At 48.5% G+C, this 22,636-nt stretch carries 20 protein-coding genes; 9 read left to right on the forward strand and 11 right to left on the reverse strand.

The window, feature by feature from the left end:
- Positions 1-2 precede the first annotated feature (2 nt).
- The 4 genes from ACES2G_RS09960 to ACES2G_RS09975 form a co-directional block, all read right to left on the reverse strand.
- Positions 3-1,031, reverse strand: a complete 1,029-nt coding sequence (locus tag ACES2G_RS09960; RefSeq protein WP_347356636.1) for a hypothetical protein — start codon at positions 1,029-1,031, stop codon at positions 3-5.
- Positions 1,028-1,492: a type II secretion system protein gene (locus ACES2G_RS09965; RefSeq protein WP_347356637.1), complete on the reverse strand. Its 465-nt coding sequence runs from the start codon at positions 1,490-1,492 to the stop codon at positions 1,028-1,030. The genes ACES2G_RS09960 and ACES2G_RS09965 overlap by 4 nt, the downstream gene beginning before the upstream one ends.
- Positions 1,489-4,413 carry a hypothetical protein gene (locus tag ACES2G_RS09970; protein ID WP_347356638.1) on the reverse strand — a complete coding sequence of 975 codons (2,925 nt, stop codon included), beginning with the start codon at positions 4,411-4,413 and terminating at the stop codon, positions 1,489-1,491. The genes ACES2G_RS09965 and ACES2G_RS09970 overlap by 4 nt, the downstream gene beginning before the upstream one ends.
- A 242-nt stretch (positions 4,414-4,655) precedes the next feature.
- Positions 4,656-5,588, reverse strand: coding sequence for a cation diffusion facilitator family transporter (locus ACES2G_RS09975; RefSeq protein ID WP_347356640.1), 933 nt, complete (start codon positions 5,586-5,588; stop codon positions 4,656-4,658).
- Positions 5,589-5,757: 169 nt separating this feature from the next.
- Here ACES2G_RS09975 and ACES2G_RS09980 point away from each other — a divergent pair, with 169 nt between their 5' ends.
- Positions 5,758-6,585 carry a heme A synthase gene (locus tag ACES2G_RS09980; protein ID WP_374000069.1) on the forward strand — a complete coding sequence of 276 codons (828 nt, stop codon included), beginning with the start codon at positions 5,758-5,760 and terminating at the stop codon, positions 6,583-6,585.
- 6 nt (positions 6,586-6,591) lie between these two features.
- On the opposite strand, the gene ACES2G_RS09985 is transcribed toward ACES2G_RS09980, so the two are convergent.
- The gene (locus tag ACES2G_RS09985) at positions 6,592-7,209 is read right to left on the reverse strand and encodes an LON peptidase substrate-binding domain-containing protein (RefSeq protein ID WP_347356642.1); all 618 of its coding nucleotides are present in this window, start codon (positions 7,207-7,209) and stop codon (positions 6,592-6,594) included.
- A 57-nt stretch (positions 7,210-7,266) separates the two neighbouring features.
- Here ACES2G_RS09985 and ACES2G_RS09990 point away from each other — a divergent pair, with 57 nt between their 5' ends.
- On the forward strand, positions 7,267-7,677 hold the full coding sequence (locus tag ACES2G_RS09990; RefSeq protein ID WP_347356644.1) for a thiol-disulfide oxidoreductase DCC family protein: 411 nt from the start codon (positions 7,267-7,269) through the stop codon (positions 7,675-7,677).
- On the opposite strand, the gene ACES2G_RS09995 is transcribed toward ACES2G_RS09990, so the two are convergent.
- Positions 7,674-8,090 carry a (deoxy)nucleoside triphosphate pyrophosphohydrolase gene (locus tag ACES2G_RS09995; RefSeq protein ID WP_374000070.1) on the reverse strand — a complete coding sequence of 139 codons (417 nt, stop codon included), beginning with the start codon at positions 8,088-8,090 and terminating at the stop codon, positions 7,674-7,676. The genes ACES2G_RS09990 and ACES2G_RS09995 overlap by 4 nt on opposite strands.
- A 174-nt stretch (positions 8,091-8,264) precedes the next feature.
- Between ACES2G_RS09995 and ACES2G_RS10000 the strand changes: the two genes are divergently transcribed.
- From ACES2G_RS10000 to ACES2G_RS10010, 3 genes are read left to right on the forward strand one after another with little or no spacing between them, the layout of a single operon-like run.
- Complete coding sequence (locus ACES2G_RS10000) at positions 8,265-9,872, forward strand: Na/Pi cotransporter family protein (RefSeq protein ID WP_374000071.1); 1,608 nt, start codon at positions 8,265-8,267, stop codon at positions 9,870-9,872.
- Positions 9,869-10,216: a DMT family protein gene (locus tag ACES2G_RS10005; RefSeq protein WP_374000072.1), complete on the forward strand. Its 348-nt coding sequence runs from the start codon at positions 9,869-9,871 to the stop codon at positions 10,214-10,216. The genes ACES2G_RS10000 and ACES2G_RS10005 overlap by 4 nt, the downstream gene beginning before the upstream one ends.
- A 45-nt stretch (positions 10,217-10,261) precedes the next feature.
- Positions 10,262-11,851, forward strand: coding sequence for a hypothetical protein (locus tag ACES2G_RS10010; RefSeq protein WP_347356647.1), 1,590 nt, complete (start codon positions 10,262-10,264; stop codon positions 11,849-11,851).
- Here ACES2G_RS10010 and ACES2G_RS10015 read toward each other — a convergent pair.
- Both ACES2G_RS10015 and ACES2G_RS10020 read right to left on the reverse strand, forming a co-directional pair.
- Positions 11,848-14,025, reverse strand: coding sequence for a heavy metal translocating P-type ATPase (locus tag ACES2G_RS10015; RefSeq protein ID WP_374000073.1), 2,178 nt, complete (start codon positions 14,023-14,025; stop codon positions 11,848-11,850). The genes ACES2G_RS10010 and ACES2G_RS10015 overlap by 4 nt on opposite strands.
- 9 nt (positions 14,026-14,034) lie before the next feature.
- Complete coding sequence (locus ACES2G_RS10020) at positions 14,035-14,226, reverse strand: metal-sensitive transcriptional regulator (protein WP_374001895.1); 192 nt, start codon at positions 14,224-14,226, stop codon at positions 14,035-14,037.
- Positions 14,227-14,452: 226 nt separating this feature from the next.
- Here ACES2G_RS10020 and ACES2G_RS10025 point away from each other — a divergent pair, with 226 nt between their 5' ends.
- The 4 genes from ACES2G_RS10025 to ACES2G_RS10040 are packed head-to-tail and all read left to right on the forward strand — an operon-like array spanning position 14,453 to position 19,639.
- Positions 14,453-17,578: an efflux RND transporter permease subunit gene (locus tag ACES2G_RS10025; protein WP_347356652.1), complete on the forward strand. Its 3,126-nt coding sequence runs from the start codon at positions 14,453-14,455 to the stop codon at positions 17,576-17,578.
- Complete coding sequence (locus ACES2G_RS10030; protein ID WP_347356654.1) at positions 17,575-17,973, forward strand: hypothetical protein; 399 nt, start codon at positions 17,575-17,577, stop codon at positions 17,971-17,973. The genes ACES2G_RS10025 and ACES2G_RS10030 overlap by 4 nt, the downstream gene beginning before the upstream one ends.
- A 9-nt stretch (positions 17,974-17,982) precedes the next feature.
- A complete protein-coding gene (locus ACES2G_RS10035) occupies positions 17,983-19,209 on the forward strand; it encodes a TolC family protein (RefSeq protein WP_347356656.1) in 1,227 nt (408 codons plus the stop codon).
- A gap of 10 nt (positions 19,210-19,219) precedes the next feature.
- Positions 19,220-19,639 (forward strand): hypothetical protein, encoded by a 420-nt coding sequence (locus ACES2G_RS10040; protein ID WP_347356657.1) that lies wholly within the window; start codon positions 19,220-19,222, stop codon positions 19,637-19,639.
- On the opposite strand, the gene ACES2G_RS10045 is transcribed toward ACES2G_RS10040, so the two are convergent.
- The 3 genes from ACES2G_RS10045 to recJ are packed head-to-tail and all read right to left on the reverse strand — an operon-like array spanning position 19,636 to position 22,627.
- Positions 19,636-20,205, reverse strand: a complete 570-nt coding sequence (locus ACES2G_RS10045) for a DUF366 family protein (protein ID WP_347356659.1) — start codon at positions 20,203-20,205, stop codon at positions 19,636-19,638. The two genes, ACES2G_RS10040 and ACES2G_RS10045, sit on opposite strands and share 4 nt — an antisense overlap.
- Positions 20,205-20,903, reverse strand: a complete 699-nt coding sequence (gene queC / locus ACES2G_RS10050; protein WP_374000074.1) for a 7-cyano-7-deazaguanine synthase QueC — start codon at positions 20,901-20,903, stop codon at positions 20,205-20,207. Before queC ends, ACES2G_RS10045 begins: the two co-directional genes overlap by 1 nt.
- Positions 20,900-22,627, reverse strand: coding sequence for a single-stranded-DNA-specific exonuclease RecJ (gene recJ, locus ACES2G_RS10055; protein ID WP_347356663.1), 1,728 nt, complete (start codon positions 22,625-22,627; stop codon positions 20,900-20,902). Before recJ ends, queC begins: the two co-directional genes overlap by 4 nt.
- Positions 22,628-22,636 lie beyond the last annotated feature (9 nt).

Consider the following 22,636-nt stretch of genomic DNA (forward strand, 5'->3'; position numbering starts at 1 on the left):
GACTACAGACCTGCGGTCTGCTGTCCCTGGTTTTCTTTTTTCTTCGCCTTATTAACTTTGAAATAAATCATGCGCTTTAGAACCGAATCGCGCTTTAACTGTAAAGACTCCACTCGATCCGCCAACAACATTGGCGGGGACCAGCGTCCACCTTCATAGGTTTGCTTGTATAAAAATGATGGCGTTCCTGTAAGAGTCTCGTCTTTCTGCGGCTCTACGTAATAGCGGATCATGCGCACCGGGCGCAGACGAACAATAGCCTGCCCACCACCAATAGAAGGTGCACGTCGCAAGAACGTATCCACACTATCCATCAAAACATTTGTCTGCGGATTGCGCATATCAATCATCTCGCGAATAGTCGAATCGTTCACAACGGCATCGCCATTAATCAGCCCGACATAGACCGGGCTGCGAGGTGCTACCTTCATATCCACAGCTCCGGATGCATCTACTGGACGCAAGCGTGCTGGCGTGTCCAGCATCAACATTCGACCATTTGTCCAGAACTCAGGATTCGATGCTTGGTACAAATTAGAGACCCAACGATTTCTATTCAGCCCCTGGAACTGCAAAGTTGCCGGGGTATTAAAGTCATCCGGCGCTTTTCCAACCTCATAAGCTGCCACCGGATCATAATTGGCAAGAGGGCCTGCCTTTAAATCCTGGACCAGCACCACCATTTCCTTACGCGTACTGCCCGCCCCTAAACCAAGTTGAATATTTCTATCCAACTTTCCGGGTACACTGTTCGCAGGAAGATCCGGATAGTAGTCAAAGAATAGAAGCTTATTATCGTCCCGCAAGGTCAGGTTATTGTAAGAAGGATCAATGCCGTTGAAATCCATAAACAGGATTCGCTCCGCCAAGTTGGTGTCGATGGAATCTTCAAGTTGATCCTTCAGCTTCAACTGATCCTTGGTTACAAAGAGCTGAGTCGAAACCATAATGGTTGTCAACATGGCCACCAGCCCGACCCCGATCATCATTTCTATGGCGGTCACACCGCGATTGTTATTAAATTTAATCATTTTGCACTCACCACGAAAATATAGTCACGGAAAGCTTCGTTCTTTTCTTTCCATGAGGTATGAGTCATCCGCAAAGTCACCTTATACAAACCACGATAGTTTTCATAAGGCTGAATCGTAAAACCGTATCTCCCGGCACAAGCATCACACTCTTCCTTCGGAACTGAGATCCCGTTGTCCCAAGCCATCGGTAAAGACTCTGGCGCCAGCGCCGAGGAAGCTCCTTCTTTATAGTCAAAATTGACCTGATAGTTCTCGACCCCAGATTTGATATTCTCGGCAATATCATTAATCTGCTTATCCGTGGAGGACAACTCGATGGTACTTCGCGTGGTATTTCGCAACGACACCATACCACTGGTGAAAGCAAAGCCGACGATGACAATCAGCCCAAACCCTACCAGGGCTTCAACCAACGTCTGACCTCGATTGTTCGTGATCACTCCTGTCATTTTTCTCATAGACCTGCCTCCCGCGACTGCTCAACAACGAAGAAGCGGACCAAACGGCGCTTACAGGTTGTATTTGAAGCATTCGGCATCAAACCACAATCAGGATCCACGGACGTCCACTGGAACGGGTCGGCTTTCGCCCGCAAACTGATGGTATTGCAACCCCGACGGTCAGCAACCTCCTGCACCGATGGAATCGGATGCCAGATGGGCTCTGCACTTTCATCATTACAGTTCTTGCCTGAGAACGATTTAAGAATGTTGGCAGCACGAAGTTCGCGCGTTGCCTGTGGATGATAGATCGCACTCCAGACGATACCGGACTTCAAAGCGGTAGGATGTATTTTCATACTGCCGACGATAAAGGTCCCGATAATTCTCAATGGCGAGTTACGGGCTTCAATTATCAACTCATCACAAGTATAGAACCCAGTCACAAAGCTGGAATTCGCCTTGATCGTACACTTACCCACGATAGAGCGAACATTAAAGACAGCATTGCTTCTGTTGGCGTTATCGAAAACGATCTCGTTCAGAATAGGGTCAGTACCCAATTTTGATGAGGACAAACCAGCAAAGTTCCAGGAACTGCGAGTTCCCGCTGCAAAACTCACGTCCCAACCTGCACTTCCGAAAGACTGAGATGGCTGGGAGTTACGAGCGCTTTCACACTGTTCATCCAGAGAATCGAAATCAACATCACTTTCTTTAAAATCCAGAACTGCCGATGAATTCGCCGTTTTCGAAACTCGGTTCGGAGGCTCAATCTGCGTGCGATTGGAGGCTACCTTAAAGTTCAGATAGCGCACAAGGTCCCCGTTTCCTCCGTCATTCGACACCGGCTTACTGTTATAGAAAGTATTATCATAAGCCTGGATACGCACCACTGGATCAACATAGTTTCCGTTAGCATCAATGAGGCTTTTTACGTTGGAGAATTTCACATTGAGGCTCAAACGGTCACTCTGCAAACGCCCCGACAGACTATAAACAGGGTCAACATCGATAACCACTGTTGGAGGGTTCGCCACCAAGGTCTCATAGGCATTCTTTTCAGAACGGGCTTTATCGTAGGCGGAAGAAGCCGTATCAATTTTAGTTTGCTGATTGGGCAAAGTCGTATTGTTGTAGGTCTTAATAATCCCCTTCAACTCTACGATTTCCTTTTCAAGACTATCGATCTTTTTCGGGTCTTGATAGCTAATAGTCGTTGAAGAGCCCGAGCCGGATCCAGAATCCGTCACAGAGGTTTCCGCATCCACGGTTTTTTCTACCGTCGTCCCACTTGAGCTCGTACCCGTACCCGAGGTTTCCGTGCTTGCCGGAGCTTTCGTCGGTTTAATCGGCTTACTCTCTTCCGCTGCCAAGGCCGTTTCTGCTGTTTTCAAGTCGGCACGATAGCCATCCAATTCAGACTGATACGCATCGTAAGCTTTCAAAGCCTGATCATAAACTTTTTTAGTATCAGTGACTGCTGCGATAAATTTATTGTAGTATTCTTGGGATCCGACCGGAGCCTTCATAGTCAACTTACCATCTCTGTCCAATTGACCCTCAACAGCTCTGTTACCCAAGATCAAAGACACTTTCACAACACCATCCGCTTTCTTTGCGTCGGCTGTTGCGGTCCCATTACCCCAGTTAAAATACTCAATGGTGGAAGCATTATCCTGTCGAACAAATTTATTACCATCCGACAAAGCCATGCGGTAATCAAAGTTATTGGTCCATTGTGAATCCAGACGACCTGTCAATTCCGATTCATAAAGCATATCTTTCGACGCAAGCTTGATTCCGCGATCAATACATTTTTTCATAAAGCTAGGGTCCGGAGGATTTCCTGTCATAAGCTTTGCAAAATAAGAAAGCCCCAGGTCCAAACCACCATCGTTCTCGATACCCTTCAGGAATCCGCCGAAGGTACGCGCATCAGACCAGAAACGGTCCAGATTGCCACCTGAAGAACGTGGCGAATACATCTTATTATTCGAGTAAACCCATCCGTTGCCCAGATAGACCCGATCCGCAAAGGTCACAGGACTGTAGCGAATCGTATCAGGCGAAGCCTTTTCTGAGGCATCATCCACGGGCAGATGGATATTGCGATTCACGAAGACCGGACTTTGAAACACCAATCCCTGACTACCCGACAGTTCAGCACGATTACTGAAGACATGAAGGGCCGCATCTCCTCGCGGTACGCCATAGTCCCAGGACTTATCCAAATGCAGGTCATTCGGCACCAACAGTGCGAACGACCCTACTTCGCGAGGATAGATCACAACCGACGACGACAGAACCAGAGGTATCGACCCGACTCGGATCGGCTCGGTGGCTTTTGGACCGGTTTTTAAGGCCACAGTAATACGCATATAAACTTCACGACCGGAGCGCGGAAGATATGGACTGTCATCGCGCTTCAAAGTTACCGAAACACCATCCACTTTCACCACAGCACCGTCTGTTTTCACATCCTTCAGTGAACTCAGAACCGGAAACAGGGGATGGCTGGCGGTAACGGCATTAACCTGCACATAGCGATTGATCTGCGGCAGACGGATATTGTTTTTATCAACAGGTCCCACCTTCGTGCCGTTGGCAATCAGCTGACGAATGAAGTTTTCCTGCTCTACCGACATAATCAGGCGTTCAACGCTTCCCTGGTGAGCCAGGTTGCATTGATCCACCGGGCTATTAAGAAGAAGATTATCATCAGTGAAGCAATATTTCTGACGAACACCAAAGATCACATAATCCAATGTACTGTTCATAGCAAAGCGAAGCTTTACCATGTTATTGGTTTTCACAACCTGCTGCTTCTGCCCAATGACGTAGCTAGTAAGGAAGTAAAACGACGTACTCATCACAGCAGTGGCTGCCAGAATTTGCAAAAGGACATTACCCTTCGAATTACGTACCGCATTTACCATAAATGATTCCTTATTTTTTCCTAGACTACTTATCGGCAAATACCCGGGATTTTTAAGTTATCCGACGCTGCATATTGAATTTGAAATGTTCAACGTTTCGAGATGAAACGACAAAATAGGACCCCCAGAGCCTGTTCGATCTGAGCGTTCCATTTTTAGAAATAAAAAATCACGGCTCGAAAAGAGACGTGATTCATCATGAGACAGTAATTAAGTTTACTTGCAGATTTAAACCAGGGTACTTAGTGATGTTCCGGATCCACACACTGAGATCCGGAAATCTCAGTTTCGATAGTCGCTTCGACAATGCCAAAATCTTTCACCAGCTTTTTGATCTGAACTTTGATTTTTTCAATCTCAGCAAGCCCCACATCTGGAGAAAGCACAACGTGTCCGGTGAAAACATGGCGTTCCCCATCCAAAGACCACAAGTGGCCGTGATGCACACCCTCAACCTTCTCAACTTTCAGAAGTGCCGCCTCAACATCCTCAACCTTGACTTGACTGGGTGATGCCATCAAAAACACCTTCATCGCCTCGCGAAGGTTGCGAACAACATTGTACAGAATCCAGCAAGCCAGCGCGATCGCCATACCAGCGTCAAGCTGAGGCACATCGAAGAATTTCATCACAATGGCCCCAACCAGAACCATCACCCATCCCAGAACATCCTCGATCATATGCCACATCAGCATCTTTTCATTCAGCGAAGTTCCCTGGGACACACGGTACGCAGCAAAGCCATTCACACTCACACCCAGAATAGCCAACAGGATCATGCCGTCGGCATGCGGCTGCTGAGGTGCAAAGAGTCTGGGCACCGCCTCAATCAAAATAAAGATGGACCCCACCACAAGAATCATTCCGGTAATCACCGCACCCAAAGTGGAAAAACGTCGATAGCCATAAGAGAAATGTCCATCACTCTGCTTGTGCGATATTTTCTCTAAAATGATCGCCAGCAACATCGCCACGGCATCACCGAAATCATGAAGGGCGTCGCTGAGAATTGCCACGCTGTTCGTCCAAAGTCCCCCGATCAGCTCGATCACAGCAAAACTCAAGTTCAATACCAGGGCAAAACTCATTCTGCCAACAACGGCGCCATGAGAATGATGGTGGTGATGACCGTGGCTGTGGGAATGATGATGATGAGCACTTTTGGAATCAGACATAGCTCATTTAACGCCCTTCAGACCGTTGAAGTCAATGCCACCCCTCTATAGATTTGACCGATCCCAAGGCCCGTGTTAATTCCAAAAGCCTATGACACGCTCTCAATACAAGAAATTTGCATTTAGCCTTCTTATATACACTGTCCTCGTCATTCTTTGGGGGGCATGGGTGCGTATTTCTCACTCCGGAGATGGTTGCGGCGACACCTGGCCCCTGTGCCATGGACGCCTGATTCCAGAGGCCGAGCGTGGCAAGACTTGGGTTGAATACGGTCATCGCCTGATGTCAGGCATCTATGGTCTGGTTGTGATTTACTTCTGGTGGGTGGCTCGCAAAATCTATCAACCCGGACACTTCGCCCGCAAAGCCGCTCTGGCAACATTGATATTCACCATCACCGAAGCTCTGCTGGGTGCGAAGCTGGTTCTTTTTAAACTGGTGACCACCAACGACACTCCTTATCGCGCCTTTGTGATGGCCCTGCATCAAGTGAATTCTTTCATGCTGACGGGCGCAGTCGCTCTGGTGGCAGTCGCGGCTCTCTCTCAGGCCGAAACACAACAACCGTCTTCTTCCAAGCAAGTCTATCGCTTCTTCCCTTGGATCATTGTTGTCATCGGCATCACGGGAGCCTGGGCCTCCCTTTCCAACTCCCTTTTCCCGACAGAGAATCTGTGGGACGGCTTTATGGCCGACTTTTCCAGCGATTCGCACTTTCTGATTCGCATCCGGGGCTTGCACCCGGTACTGGCTTTACTTGGCGGAGGTGGACTGGCGCTTTACTTCTGGCTTAAGGCTCAGACAGCGGAATTGCAGGTCATCCAAAAACGATCCCTGCAAATGAGTCTGCTGCTGATTTTCGGAATTATGTTCGGCATTGGAACTTTGCTTTTGCACGCCCCAGTGTGGATGAAGATCGTGCACCTAGCACTCGCCCACAGCATCTGGGTCGTGATGCTACAGTGGGTCTATTTCGCCCGCACCACCAAAAACTAAGGCTGTTCAAGTTGTGAGTTCGTTGGATTCCATCAGGCGATGCAGGAAGTGAACCTTTTCGTTAAGGTCATCATACTCTAAAACCATCTGCTGCAAGTCGTAATCGCGCACCAGGTAGGAAGCAAAGCTTCCTACAATTTCCTCTGGGTGAGTCAGGTTTCGCATAAAAATATCCCGTTGCGCGGGATCAGGAATATGGGTCTGAATCCAACGAGTCAGGATTTTATGCAAAGAATTCAGTTCCGAACGAAGACCTGGCTCCAGCACGGTCTTTTCAGGAATAATCTGTCCCTCACACACCATATAGGGCGTACCCCGATCCAAGACCTTGCCCAGCCGTAACTTGCCTTGCCCCTGAATAAAGACCAAAAGAGTTCCATTCAGTCGTTCTTCAATGATTTGGACATAGCCGTAACCAGCCACCTCGCGCACGAAAGGCACCTTCTCACCCGGGCGAACCGGGACCACTTTGGAGGGGTCTTCAATATAACCAACAGCCACAGGTGTCTGGGTCGCAACAGCTTCTTTGATCATGGAGAGATAACGAGGCTCAAAGATATTCAAAGGCTTCGTTGTTCTTGGGAATAATGTCACGTTGACAAGTGGAAAAAGAAATACTTCCATGTGAACAAGACTCCTCGGCTTGATAATCTATTATAAGGACTGTAGGCTGTAATTGCTATGGAAAAGGTAGAGCTCACAAAGCGAAATGTGGTCTTTTTTGATGGCGTCTGCCATCTTTGTAACGGTTTTGTCGATGCCGTGATCACTCGCGACCAAAAGCATACGTTCTTATTTGCCCCACTCCAAGGGAGCACTGCTATTGACCTTCTTCCCCCTGAGGATCGCTCTAAACTTGATACAGTGATCTACTTTGAGGCAGGAAAACTGCACCACCGTTCTGCTGCTATTTTAAAAATTCTCACCAACTTGGGTGGAATCTATAAACTCTTCGCATTGGCTTGGGTGATCCCTGGACCTCTACGTGACTTCCTTTATAAAATAGTCGCAAAAAATCGTTATGCCTGGTTCGGCGAGCGCGAGTTCTGTCGCCTCCCTACCTCCTCGGAAAGATCCTATCTGCTTCCCTAAAGAAGACCGCGAAGTTTGGCCACAAAAGGCCGATCGGCAGCGGAAAGCTCCTCGACCTGAACTTCATCCAGGGTCTGCCACTTGAAGGCATCATGTTCTGTCAGTTGTAACTCTTCATCCCCACGCACCAGCGCCCGATAGACGCGCAAACGGATCAACTTGGTTGGGTAAGCATAGTCTTCCTCCCCAACAAGCTCCTTCACCCGGATAGACAGGGACAGTTCTTCCTGGATCTCTCGAATCAAGGCCTGCTCTGGTGACTCTGACGGCTCGACCTTTCCCCCTGGAAACTCCCAAAAACCCGCCCCGGACTGATCAGGCCCTCTTCGAACCACCAAAATCCGACCTGCGGGATCTCCGTCTCGCTGAATGACTGCCGCCACCACAAGGGTGGGCTCCTGCTTTCTGGTCATGAGTATTCCTTCTGTAGGACTTAAGTATATAGCTGCATTTTGAGTTTTTTAAAGAATTGTTTTAATCTAAGAAGGTTCACGCACAGTATTGGGGCTTCCTAATTTCAGACAGTGTTGTTAGAGTAAGAGCTTTTGGAGCCCCTACAGCTCACACGACTTACGGAAATACGCAGCATGATCGATTCGGGCAATTCATATTTTATACTTCTGATCAGCGGGGTCGCCTTATTCCTTTACGGAATGACCATGGCCTCCTCCTCGCTGGAAAAAATCATGGCCGGAAAAATCACCGGTCTTTTAAATCATCTTTCTCAAAGTAAATTCCTCGCCATCCTGACCGGAGTGGTCTTGACAACACTGATGCAAAGCTCTGGCGCCGTCACCACGATGCTGGTGGGCTTGGGTTCTGCCCGCGTGGTGAATCTGCGCCAGGTGATGGGCGTAATTATCGGTACGGCGGTCGGCACCACCTTGACGGTGCAATTGATCTCTTTGGATCTGACCCAATACGCGCTGCCGGTCTTTGCGATCGCGTTTGCATTCTATTTCAAGGCCAAAAAGACGATCTTCAAAAATCTGTCTTTGGTCTTCATGGGCTTTGGATTGCTGTTCTTCGGAATGAAGCTGATCTCCATTTCATCTCATCACTTCGCAGAAAATCCGATGATGACCGAGATCTTCCAAAATGTTCGTGATAATCCCGGTTACTCATTGCTGATCTCGGTCGTGTTCTGTGCCTTCGTGCAAAGTAGCGCCGTGACCATCGGTCTTGCGATGAGTTTGGCAATGGTAAAAGCGATTACTTTCTATGATGCGATGTTGTGGGTGTATGGCGCCAATATCGGCACCACTTCTGTAGCCCTGATCGCTGCGGCTGGCGGAAATTACATCGGTCGCCAGGTGGCTTGGGCGCACTTCTTTTACAAAACCATCAGCGTGGTGATCTTCTATCCGTTCACTCAGATCTTTATTGATTTCATGCTGACCTTCGACACGACCATTGCGCGCTCTATCGCCAATGCTCATCTGATCTTCAATGTTCTGTCCTCGATCATCTTCTTCCCGTTCATCAACAAAGGGGCAGAACTGATTGAAAAGATGTTCCCAAAAGCGGCTTCCGAGGAGTTCGGCACCGAGTTTGTGAATATGAACAACTACCAAAGCTCTGCTTTGGCCGTTTCTTATGCCAACCGCGAAATCATGAGAACTGCCGACATTGTTCTGGGCATGATCAAAGATTCCATTCGTCTGTTTGAAACGAATGACCCCAAAGACTTTGACTCCATCAAAGATCGCGACAACAAAGTGGACTTCCTGTATCGGGAAACCAAAATGTTCCTGCTGGATCATGCCAATAAGTCCACCACGGTCGTACATCAAAACGTCATGAGCATGATTATGTTCCTGAGCGATCTTGAGCGCGCCGCCGATGCCATCGACATCAATATTCTGGCCCTGGCAATCAAGAAGAACGCCTTGAAGCTTGAGTTCTCAGACGAAGGCTGGACGGAAATCCGTCAGATGCATGAGCAGGTTGTCAAAGTGGCATCCATGGCTATCAATGCCTATCAAAATAGAGATTTGGCCGAAGCTGCCATCCAACTGAAGCGGGACCTTGCAAAGACAGAGATTTCATTACGCGAAAACCACATCAGCCGCCTGAACAGAGGTTTGAATACCTCAATCAATACCAGCTCCATTCATTTGGACCTGCTTAGTGAGTATCGTCGTATCGCCAGCCTTCTTTGCAACCACGCCTATAATCAGAGGTCTCAGTCATGATGAATAATGCTTACGCCCCTCTTGGTCTTTTGTTTATCTCCAATGTTTTCATGACATTTGCCTGGTACGGGCACTTAAAAACACTGAAGTCCTCGGCATTGTGGCTGGTTATTCTTATCAGCTGGGGGGTGGCATTTTTTGAGTATGTCTTTCAGGTTCCAGCCAATCGCTTGGGTTCCAACTACTACTCCCTGCCACAATTGAAAATCATCCAAGAGGTCATTACGATGGTGGTGTTCGCGGGGTTCTCCGTTCTCTATATGAAACAATCCTTGAAGCTGGACTACCTGTGGGCGGGGCTGTGCTTGATCGGGGCCGTTTATTTTATATTTCGGTCACCTTAAAAAACTGCTTCCCCTTTTTGGCTCATTTCAGGATATAATAAAAGTATGAAGTTCATTTATATCCTGGAAGATGATGAACGCACCCAGAAAGATCTATTTGAAACTCTAAAAAATATAGATCCAAAGCTTGCTATTCGCTTTTTTCACAGCCTGGCCGAATTCCATGAGTGGTTAAAAATTTCTGTCTCAGAAGGGGCCATGGCATTGGCAACTGGGGGCAAACCCTATAGAGAAGACACTGGCCCACCGATAGAACCATCGAGTTCTCATGAACTGCGTCTGGTTATTGCCAAGAATGAGTTCATGGGAATTCAAAATATCGGCCTTATCAAGCGTGCCCGCGACTTCTTCCTGCGCAAGAAAATGTGCTCTGCCCAAGAACCTACCGCCTTAATTCTGACCGCCTTTGACAGTCCCGATTTCGATATCAGCCTGGCCGAAGAACGCATTATTAACAACGTCATCTTTAAGCCCTTCGACAAGCTGATTCTTAGACAGCACCTGGAGTACGCTCTGACCGGCCATCATCCGGTCACCTCTACCGCAGTTGCTTCCATGCAGATCAATTCAACCATCGAAATGCTGAAGGAAGTCAGTTTGAATAGCATTTCCGAAGTCGGATTCACAACCGTGAACAATCACGCCATCCGCATTGGCGCCTTGACCAAGTACTATAGCGATTCATTCACCACAGACAGTAAAAAGTCCTTACTTGCCTATTGCCATTCCTGCAAAGAACTCGGGCCTGAGCAGTATCTTTGCGAATTTCTGTTCTTTGGCGCCGACAATCAGCAAGTCAGCCAGATCCGCCGCAATATCTTACAAAATAAAAGCCACACCACAGAGGCCATCCAACAGTCATCGGATCTAAGAAAACGCATCCTGATTATGGATGAAGACGTTCCGCTTTCTCTGGACCAAAAAACCTTCCTAAGCGAACGGTTTTCCAACTCCGAGGTCTATACTTACTCGAACTATGGACAACTCTTGGCGGACCTTGCAGATAAGGACACTCCAAATCGTCAGATGCTGCCTGTCGAGTTTGACATCATCTTCACCAACTATGAGCTGTTCGAGATCGAAAAACAAAAGAAGTGGGAACAACTGCAGCAATACCTTAAGGACCGCTGCAAAGCCCACCAGACCGAAATGACCGTGCCCCCAGAGCTGTACTTCATCAGCAAAAAACGTCTGCAGATTGATGAAGTAAAAAGCCTATCCTCCTGGGTTAAGGAAATCTTCTTCACTCCTTTGGATAAAACTTATATCAGTAAAAAACTTTTAAAAACTCATGCTGACCTGGGTAACAAAGCTGAGGTTGCGATTGCACACCAGAAGGACAACAATCCACTTAAGGTCGCCAACCCGGTTGAAATAACCCAAATCTCTGAAGCCGGATTGATATTGAAATATTATCGCCAAATGAGCATCGGGGCCTTCCGGGAATTCATCCTATGGCGCCCAGAAGAGCTGGAAACACCGGAAATTATTGGCACCGTGAATTACACCGAAAAGGACAAAGGGGGCGGCGATCACTACCTGAACCACTTTGTCTTCTTCGGCATGAAAGACTACTACTTAAAACATATCCGCCTGTGGCTGCGGGAAGCCTACATTAAGAATAAATCCTCTTAAAGTTTCTTACGCTTCAACAACAACGAGTTACTAACCACAGACACCGAGCTCATGGCCATCGCAGCACCTGCGATCACCGGATTGAGCATTCCCAAAGATGCCAGCGGAATTCCCAGCACGTTATAGATAAAGGCAAAGAACAAGTTCTGGCGAATCTTTTTAAGCGTCAAATGAGACAACTCAATCGCATGCGCCACCGACATCAGATCATTCTTCATCAGTGTGACATCGGCTGTCTCAATGGCAATATCAGTACCAGAGGACATTGAGAAACTGACATCCGCCATCGCCAGGGCTGGAGCATCGTTGATGCCGTCTCCGACCATCGCCACACGCTTTTTCTGACGCTTCAAAGTTACAATTACATTGGCCTTGTCAGCAGGTTTCACACTGTGCTTAAAATCGGTGATTCCAGCCTGACGGGAGATCTCGCGAGCCGTGCCCTCGTTATCCCCGGTCAACATCATCACCTTCACACCGCGTTTTTGAATTTCGGCAATTGCCGCCTTGGAGCTTTCACGAATGCGATCCGCAACCGCAATATACCCCAGAACTCGCTCGTCATCGGCCAGAGCCATCAAGGTCTGTCCTTTGCTTTCCAGCTCAGTCAGCAGTTTTTGATCCAGAGAAAATGGAGCTGCCACCCAGTTGGTTTTCCCCAGCTTCAAATTGCGGTTTTCAATGCGCCCTTCAACTCCCTGACCGACCACGTTGTTGAAGTTCTGAACGGTCACCAACTCAAGCTTCTCTTTTTTAGCCTCTTCAACAATGGCATGAGCCAGCGGATGCGAAGACCCCATTTCGAGACTGGCGGCCCAGCGCAGAACTTGGGCTCTGTCCTGACCGGAGGTCACATGAACCTCAGTCACCACAGGTTTTCCTTCTGTGATGGTGCCAGTCTTATCCAGAACCAGAATGTCAATTTTTTCAGCCAATTCCAAAGCTTTGGCATCACGGAATAAAACCCCGGCCTGAGCCCCCTTGCCGATCCCCACAACCACCGCTGTCGGCGTCGCAAGCCCCAAAGCACAAGGACACGCAATCACCAGAACCGAAACGGACGATATAAAGGCCGCCGTCAGGTCTCCGCCCCACAGCCAGATCCCCACAAAGGTCAGGATACTGATCACAACAACGACCGGGACAAAGATGCCGGAAATTTTATCCGCCAGACGTTGAATTGGAGCTTTCGATCCCTGTGCCGTTGTCACAATTTTAATGATTTGCGCCAACTGAGTTTTCGCCCCCACGCCTGTGGCTTTAACTCGCAAACTTCCATCCTGATTCAATGTTGCCGCATAGACCCGATCATCCACGATTTTCTGAACGGGCAGACTTTCCCCAGTGAGCATGGATTCATCCACCATTGAAACACCCTCAACCACCAAACCGTCCACAGGAATGGATTCGCCACTCTTGACGATGACGATATCACCAGCGACCAGATCCGAAATTTCGATCTGAACCACCTGACCATCCCGCTCTACAAACGCCAGCTTGGGTTGCAAACGCAAAAGTCCTTCCACCGCTTCCGAGGTTTTTCCCTTGGCCCGACTCTCCATCAGCTTCCCCAGAAGAATCAACGTAATGATGGCCGTGCTGGCCTCAAAATAAACGTGATGGTGATGCCAGTTCAGGAATGTGATCACAGCACTCAGGCCATAAGCCATCGAGGTGCCCAATGCGACCAGGACATCCATATTAGCGCTTCCGGATTTTAAAGAAAAATAAGATCCACGATAGAAGCGCCAGCCGATCCAGAACTGCACCGGGGTCGCCAGAGCCCACTGCAACCAGCGCGGCATGATCTCGTGATAACCTGAGAACATCGCAATCATCTCAACAATGAACGGAGCTGTCAGAATAACTGAAATAACAAAAAGACGAAGCTCTTTGCGATACTCCGCTGCCGCTTCCTCTTTGGCTTTTTGTGTATCCACTTCTGAATTGACCTCGAATGCCTGATACCCCAGCTCTTGAATCGTCTTAATCAGATTTTCAATCTTCAACGGGCTGTCACCGAAGTCCACATGAGCTTTTTCCGTAGCAAAGTTCACAGAGGCTTTCACCCCAGGAAGAGCATTCAGGCTCTTTTCAATTTTACCGGCGCAGTTTACACAGGACATGCCAATAAGTTGCAACTCGGTGGATTCCTGAACAATTTCTTTTTCCATAACAACCTACTACTTACTGACGAGATTCATGATCTCGTCGATTTTCTTTGCCACTTCTTTTTCGTCTCGGGACTTGATAGCCGTTTTGACGCAACCATGCACATGAGTCTTCATAATCTCATTTTCCACTGCCTGCAGGGCCTTTGCTGCGGCCCGAATCTGAAAAACGATATCAGGACAATAGCGGCGTTCTTCAATCATCTTCTGCACACCATCCAACTGACCACGAACGCGATTCAGACGCTTTAAGTGTTCACTGTGATCTGGATGCTGGGGGGGAATCTTTTTTCATGACACACCTCGATTTCGATTCCAGTATATACCCCCCCTGGGGTATGTATTTCAAGGGGGTTGTCCTAAAAATATTTTTCCTCATTTTGTCACAAACCCCGAAACCGCCCCCTAGTACGCCGTAGCAAGAGGATTTATGCTGGATAGAATTATTAAGTATTCCCTGACTCATCGTCTCATTGTGGTCGCCTTGGCGGCCCTGGCTATTGCTTATGGTGGCTGGGCTCTGGTCCACTTGCCAGTCGATGTGTTCCCTGATTTGAATCGACCGACAGTTAACATCATGACCGAAGCCCATGGTCTGGCTCCGGAAGAGGTCGAAACCCTGGTGACCTTCCCCTTAGAAACCGCGCTCAATGGGCTGCCTGGAGTCGAACGGGTCCGATCCTCCTCAGGAGTGGGCTTAAGTGTTATTTATGTGGAGTTCGCGTGGGATACTGATATCTACCGCAACCGTCAGATGGTTCAGGAAAAGATCGCCCTGGCCAAGGAAAAGTTGCCTAAGAACCTCTCCCCGGTTTTGGGTCCTATTTCTTCCATCATGGGTGAGATTCAATTCGTCGGACTAAGTTCTCCAGACAATAAAGTTTCTGGAATGGAACTGCGAACCTTGGCCGATTGGACCCTGCGTCCGCGTCTTATGAGCATTCCAGGTGTTTCGCAAGTGATCGCCATTGGCGGTGGCGTTCGCCAATTCCAGATTCTGATTTCTGCAGAAAAGATTCAAAAGCTGCAACTGACCATGGATGAAATCGAACACAACTTGTCCGACGTCAGCGTGAACTCAACCGGGGGCTTCATTGATCTGGAAGGTCAGGAATTCCTGATCCGCAATATCGGCGGAGTTAAAGAAAAAGAAGAAATCATGAACTCGGTCGTCGGCATGCATTTGGGCCGCCCGGTTCTGGTAAAAGAAATTGCGGAAGTTGTTGAAGGCCCCCAAACCAAACGCGGTGATGGCAGCATCAACGGCAAACCCGGCGTTATCCTCAGCGTGCAAAAACAGCCCGGCGCCAGCACCCTGGACCTGACCGAGAAAGTTGACGAAGCCCTGAAGCAGTTCCAGGCTTCACTTCCTGCTGGCGTCGAACTGCAGCCCAACTTATTCAAACAATCCCTGTTCATTGAAAACGCCATCGACAATGTAAAGATGGCCTTGCGTGACGGTGTTTTACTGGTCTTAGTGGTCCTGTTCCTTTTCTTGATGAACTTCAGAACCACCGCCATCACCATGACAGCAATTCCGCTTTCCTTTGTTCTGACAGCGATTGTCTTTAAAATATTCGGTCTTTCTGTTAACACCATGACCTTAGGTGGTTTGGCCATCGCCATTGGTGAATTGGTGGATGATGCCATTGTCGACGTTGAAAACGTCTATCGCCGCTTGCGTGAAAACAAGACCCTGCCCAATCCTCGCAATTCCTTAGTGGTCATTTACGAGGCCTCCTCCGAGGTGCGTAACTCAATCGTTATTGCCACTTTGATTGTGGTGCTGGTCTTTGTCCCTCTATTCAGCATGAGTGGTATCGAAGGGCGTTTATTTGTTCCGCTCGGAATTTCTTATATCGTGTCTTTGTTGGCCTCCATGGTGGTTTCTTTGACCGTCACCCCGGCCCTTTGTTCCTACTTCCTTTCCAAAGGGGAGCTGCTTGAACATAAAGATGGCGCCATTGTTCGCTTCTTAAAAAAGCATCAGGCCCGCCTTTTGGAAAAGACTTTGGAGCGTCCAAAGCCAATTCTTATTTTCTCTTCACTTCTTCTCGTGGCTGCCTTGGCCCTATCAGCAATCCTTGGCCGAGACTTCCTGCCTCACTTCAACGAAGGCTCGGCGATGATCACTGTCGTTGCCAAGCCCGGCATTTCCCTTGATGAATCCAACAAACTTGGATCTCAGGCCGAACTGATCATCCTGAAAACTCCGGAAGTCATGACTGTCTCCCGCCGCACGGGTCGCGCCGAGCTGGATGAACATGCTGAAGGCGTTAACACTTCCGAAATCGAAGTGGATTTCAAAGAAGAAGGCCGCCCGCGCGGCGCAGTTCTGGAAGAGATTCGTAAAAATCTGGAAGTGATCCCGGATGTCGGCATCAATATTGGTCAGCCGATCTCCCATCGTCTGGATCACCTGCTTTCCGGCGTGCGCGCCCAGATCGCCATCAAAGTTTTTGGACCGGAGCTACCAACCTTGAGAGCTAAAGGCGCTGAAGTCTATCAGGCCATCAAAGATGTTCCCGGACTGGTGGATTTACAGGTTGAACAGCAAGTTTTGATTCCTCAGGTAAAAATCCATTTGATGCGTGAAGAAGCGTCCCGCTATGGCATCACCGTCGGGGATCTGGCTCAACTTCTGGAAAAAGCCCTACAAGGTGAAGTTGTCGGACAGATTCTTGAGGGCCATAAGACCGTTGACGTCTTTATGCGTTTTGATGACAAGTCCCGCACAGATTTGGAGCTGATCAAAAAGACGCCGGTAAAAATCATGCCTGATGGCAGTCGCATCACTGTGGAAAAGGTCGCTGACGTCTATGAATCAACTGGACCCAACATCATTCAAAGGGAAAATGCGCAACGACGCATTGTTGTTCAGGCAAACTCGGCAGACCGATCTTTGGATGCCATCATGGCCGATATCAAAAAGAACATCGATGAAAAGGTGAAGCTTCCGCCAGGATATTATGTGGTTTATGGCGGACAATTTGAAAGCCAACAGCAGGCTTCGCAATTGATGGTTCTGTTGGGCGCTCTGTCCATTATCACCATCTTCCTGATTCTGTTTGCGCACTTTAAATCCACGTTCATTTCCATTCAGATCATGCTGAATATCCCGATGGCCTTTATCGGCGGGATCTTTGCCATCTATCTCACAGGCGGAACCTTAAGTATCGCCAGCCTTGTGGCCTTTATCACCTTGTGTGGTATCGCTTCCCGCAACGGGATCATGATGCTGTCACACTATCTGCACCTGATGAAGCACGAAGGGGAATCTTTTACCAAAGCCATGGTTATCCGAGGATCTTTGGAGCGCCTGGTTCCGGTTCTAATGACCGCCTTGACCGCGATTCTGGGACTTTTGCCTTTGGCAATGTCACCGGATGCTCCGGGCCGCGAGATCCTGCATCCTGTCGCCATCGTAATCGTGGGCGGTTTGCTAAGCAGCACCCTGCTTGACATGTACGTCACACCGGCGATCTTCTATCACTTTGGTAAGAAGTCCGCTTTGAAATCCATTGAAGAAAGCAATAAAGAAGGAGTCCTTTTATGAAACTAACATCCTTGGCAGCCGCGTTGGTTCTGTCTCTATTTACATCCTTGTCCCTAGCCCACGAAGGTCACGATCAAGTTCCCGGCAACCTGAAGGCTATGCATGGTGGTATTCCTAAAGCTGGCAAGCTGATGAATATGGAAATGCTGGCGATTGAAAATAAAGTGCAATTTTTCCCGCGTGCTCACGAAGATGAAACTCTGGATGTATCCAAAGTTAAAATCAGCGGCACCGCGAAGTCGCCCAAAGGAAAATCACAAACTCTGAAATTCACCAAAGAAGAGAACACTTTCAATACGGAAGTGGACTTGCAAGGTTCTCACCGTGTGAATCTGGAGATCAAAGCTGAATACGAAGGCAAAACAGACACCTTCAAATTCTTGGTTGAAAAATAAGGAGTTCCCATGTCTTTCCGGTCCTGGGCTTTCGCAAGTCTATTGATTTCCTTCTCGGCCGTGGCACAAACCTCGCCGGGCCTTTCTCAGCTGCAAAAACAGCTCGCAGAAAGCAACAACGAGCTGCGCGCAAGCCAAGCCAAAATGGAAGCACAAAAAGCTCAGGCCCAAAGCACCTGGGGAGCTCTTTTGCCAGAGCTTTCCGCCTCCGCAGGTTACGCCAAAGAAAAGACCTTGCATGACAATGATGACGGCTATGTTGGCTACCTCAATGGAAGCTGGAATATCTTCCGTGGTGGACAGGACTGGCAGAATCGCAAGATCTCTCAAGGTGAATACACTATCGCAGAACTGGATCACGACATCACTTCTCGCCGCCTGCATCGCGAGCTGGGTGAGGCTTATTACAAAGCCTTGCTGAACAGCCAGTTTATTTCTTTTGATACGGAAAAATTGCAGTTCCTAAAAAATCAGCGGGCCATGGCGGCAAAAAAGATTAACGCCGGCCTGACTTCCAATGTGGATGCCATCGAACTGGATCTGGAGGAAAGCACTCTTTCCGCAGAAATCGAAGCCCACAAAACGGATTTGCAGATCTCTTTGGATGAGCTAAAAACGCTAGTCAATTCCCAGGACCCAGTGGCAGTTTCGCCAAAAGAAGCTTTCCCGCGCCTGAGCAAGTCCGACTTCAATGTGGCAGACCTTTCCCGCAATCCAAGTATTATGAAACAGAACTCTTTGGAGGAAGGTGCACGTCTGCGTCGACGCCAGGCTGTGGCCGACTTCTTGCCGACGGTGGATTTGAACGCCCAATACGGGCGAATCATTCCGCAGTATGATGATCCTTTGCAGGGAAATGAATCCCGCCTTTCTCTTTTGATGACATGGAAATTCTTCTCGGGCTTTGAGTCCTGGAATAAATCCAAAGCAGCCAACTCACTGGAAAAATCCGAAGCCTTTACCAAGTCCAATCTTGCACAACAACTGCAAACTCAAGTGCACAGCCTCAGCAACAAGGCTTCCGAGCTTTTGCAACTGCAACAGCTGCTTGAAAAACGTCAGGTGCTGACTCAGAAATACTATGACCTGACTTTGTCCGAGTATCGCCGTGGAGTGAAAAACTCTTCGGATCTGGCCAGCGCCACCAACAGTCTTTTTGACAACAAAACCCGCCTGATCGAAGTCCAGAAAGAACTGGCTGTTTTAAAACTTAAATTTGATGAACTGACTAAGTAAGGAGTCTGCAATGAAACTATTGGCAACACTAATAATGCTTCCAGCCCTATCCTGGGCCCATGGCGAAGACAAACCAGGTCCTCACGGTGGTCACATCCAAATGCCAGGGGCTTTTCATACTGAGTTGATAGTTGGTAAAGACCAGAGCGCGCACATTTATCTCTTGGATATGAACTTCGAGAATCCCACGGCTCAAAATTCCGAAATCAAAGTCACAGCTAAAAACAAAAAGGCCGAAGTGAAATACACTTGCAGCGTGATGGACGGAAACCACTTCCACTGCATCCCAGACGGCAAAGTCCCAGCCAAAACAACTTTGATTGTCCAAGCGACAAGAGAAAAAGCCGTTGGCAACGAAGCTGTTTACAAACTTCCGCTAAAACCTTTCAAAGAAGGCAGCAAAAAATCCGAAGGCCACGATCATCACTAAGGAACTGGTCGGACTTTTTGGGTGGCGGTGACTATGGAGATGAATTCTTTTTTAAAATGAGTCATCAGGTCTTCCGCCACTCGGCGTGGATCTAGCTGCAGATCCTCGAAACACAAAGTTTCAACCGGAGTTCCCTTATTAGTGACATTCATGGCGAAGTGAACCATCACAGACACCGGGGACTTTGTGGCAATACTGATACTCAGTTTTTTCTCTCCCAGATAAATGTCATCACCAGAACGATGCAGTTCTTTTCCGGTCAGCAGGCCTTTTCCATGATCCTGTACATAGTCTTTCGCAATCGCTGCGAAAAGTCTTTGCAACGAAACTCCTGAGAACAAATCGCGATCAAAGACCTCGATGATAAAATGTAGCATTTCATCACCCTGAATAACCGCATTGGCCAGCAGATCTTCACCATCCACCATGTGACTGAATGGGATCGAACACGGTCCCACCCAGGAAACAATCGAAGGCCCCAGCACTCCATGGTCCAAATACGCAAACAAGGAGTGCAACTGAGATCCATCGTAAGCAAATTTCTTTTCAATGAAATGGGTTTCCACTAGGGCTCCTTAAAAAGATGTTTCACATCAATATTGGCAGAAGCAAAGGCTCGTTTGGAGCGCAGGCAGGATTCACACTGCCCACACCATTGATCCCCCGAAAAGTAGCAAGGCCAAATCAGATCCCACGGAACTTTCAACCCTTGCCCCAGACGAACAATCGCAGGCTTTGTCAGATGAGCGGTATAACACCCCACCGTCACATGATTGGAGGTGGAATAACGAAGAGCCTTGGTCGCCTGTTCCAAAAATTCACGGGAATTATCCGGGAAAGTCGCAGCTTCTTCAGCATTAAACCCTGGAATAACCGCATCTGCCCCCATAGCTTCCGCATAGGCCGCCGCAATGTTCAAGAAAATCCCATTGCGGTTTGGCACCCACACGGACTTCGCCGTTTCTTCCGATTTTTTCTGATCATCGATTGAAACAGCGGCACCTGTCGGGACCTCCTGGCTTTCCACCAGCAACGACGACTTATTGAAATCCTTAAACCACGGCAGTTCGACAACCTTATGAGGAATCCCCAAATGCTTGGCCAGTTTTGCCGAGCATTCAATTTCCTTTTGTGCAGCCCTTTGGCCATAATTAAAGGTCAAAGCCAAAACGACTTCATGATGATGCTTGATAGCCTCGTAGACATTCACCGTCGAGTCCAACCCCGCCGACAAAAGTACTACGACCTTTTTTGTCTTTTTCATGTCGCTGCCTTTAAATCACGAATAAGAATCTGTACTGTTTTTTGTCCCGCAAAATAGTTCCACTGAAGCTCTCCCAAAATATGGTAGAAGCCCGGAACCACGGTCAAAGAAGCCAATTGTCTTGGGGTCGGCGTGAACAGCAGAGCTTCCGCAGAAGTTCCCCCATCCGCATCCGCGATCTTCAAGCGAAGATGACCACCCTTAAGTTCACGTTTTGATAAAACCTGAATATTGGTAAAATGAATCAACGGAATCGCAAAGCCTGCGCCGAAAGGACCCACGAAGTCATACCACTTCATCAATCCTTCGCTGACCTCACTTAAACCCGCCTCGACATCATAAAAAATCTCTAAAGGCTTTGGTTTTTCACGCAGATCCGCGAAGTGATCCGCAAGCTTTCCGATAAAGCCAGAAACACGGGACTCTGCCACCTCAAACCCGGCCGCCGCCGAATGTCCCCCGAAACGACTTAAAAGCTCTTGTGCCGAAGACATAGCTTGAACCAAACAAGCTTCCTGGCCTTGTGGCAGTCTGGCACTGCCGACGATCATGCCGTCATCACCGACTGAACCGACAAAAGCTGGCTTGTTATAAACTTGCGTCAGCTTGGTTGCGATCAAGCCCAGCACCCCACGATGGAAGTTCTTAGATGCCACAAACACGAAGTCCTGATGAGGCCACACTTTAAGTATTTCTTGAGCTTCCGCCTCTGCGTCGCCTTGAAGCTGAACTCGCGTGGAGTTGTTCTTCATAACTTGTCGAACCATATCACGGGCCTGGCTAGGATCGTCCAACAAGAATATATCGATGGGAAGAATGCCGGATTCCATACGAGAAAGAGCATTCAATTTCGGAGCGAAACGAATTGCCACATCCTGACTGGTTAAAGGACGATTCACCAAATCCAACTCTTCAAGCAACGCTCGAAGTCCGGCGCGCTTGGTTTCCGCAAGCTTTACCAACCCATGCTTTACCAGAACGCGATTATCATCCACCAACGGCACCATGTCCGTCAGAGTACCAATGGTAAAGTAATCCAAGACTTCTTTTAAATCCCAATTATTTTTAGGCAGTTGCGGATGATCGTGGAAGTAACGTTTCAAGCCACGCACCAGATAAAAGGCAACACCCGCTCCACACAAATAACCCAAACCCGAAGGGCAATCCCCTTGATTCGGATTTACAACCACAAAGGCATTGGGAATGGTATCCGCTGGCAAGTGATGATCCGTCAGGATGACATCGACGCCCAGCTCATTGGCTTTATCAATCGCCGCGTGAGCAGTAATCCCGACATCCACGGTGATAATAAGACTGACTCCCTGCTTTTGCAGTTCTTCCACCGCATGAGCATGAAAACCATAACCTTCAGCCAGGCGCTTTGGCTGGTAGTGCAAAACATCAGGGAAACCCAAGGCCAGCATACCGGTCTTAAGCAACGCCAACCCGGATGTTCCATCCAGGTCAAAGTCAGCGTAGATACAGATTTTTTCTTTATTGAGATAGGCATGCCCCAGACGCTCAAGAGCTTGAGACATCCCCTTTAAGACAAGAGGATCTTTCAAATCAACGAGCTTGGGAAAAAGAAGTTTATCAACTTCCGACGAGGACGCGAACCCTCGCGCCGCAAGAACCTTTCCAATGAGTTCAGGCCATTGCCCTTCGATTTTCGAAGGGTTCTGAACCTCGTTCTCTGATTCTCGCAGCGTCCATAAAGGGTTCATCAAAATCCC

The organism is Bdellovibrio bacteriovorus (genome assembly GCF_041888015.1).
In the GTDB taxonomy this organism is placed as follows: domain Bacteria; phylum Bdellovibrionota; class Bdellovibrionia; order Bdellovibrionales; family Bdellovibrionaceae; genus Bdellovibrio.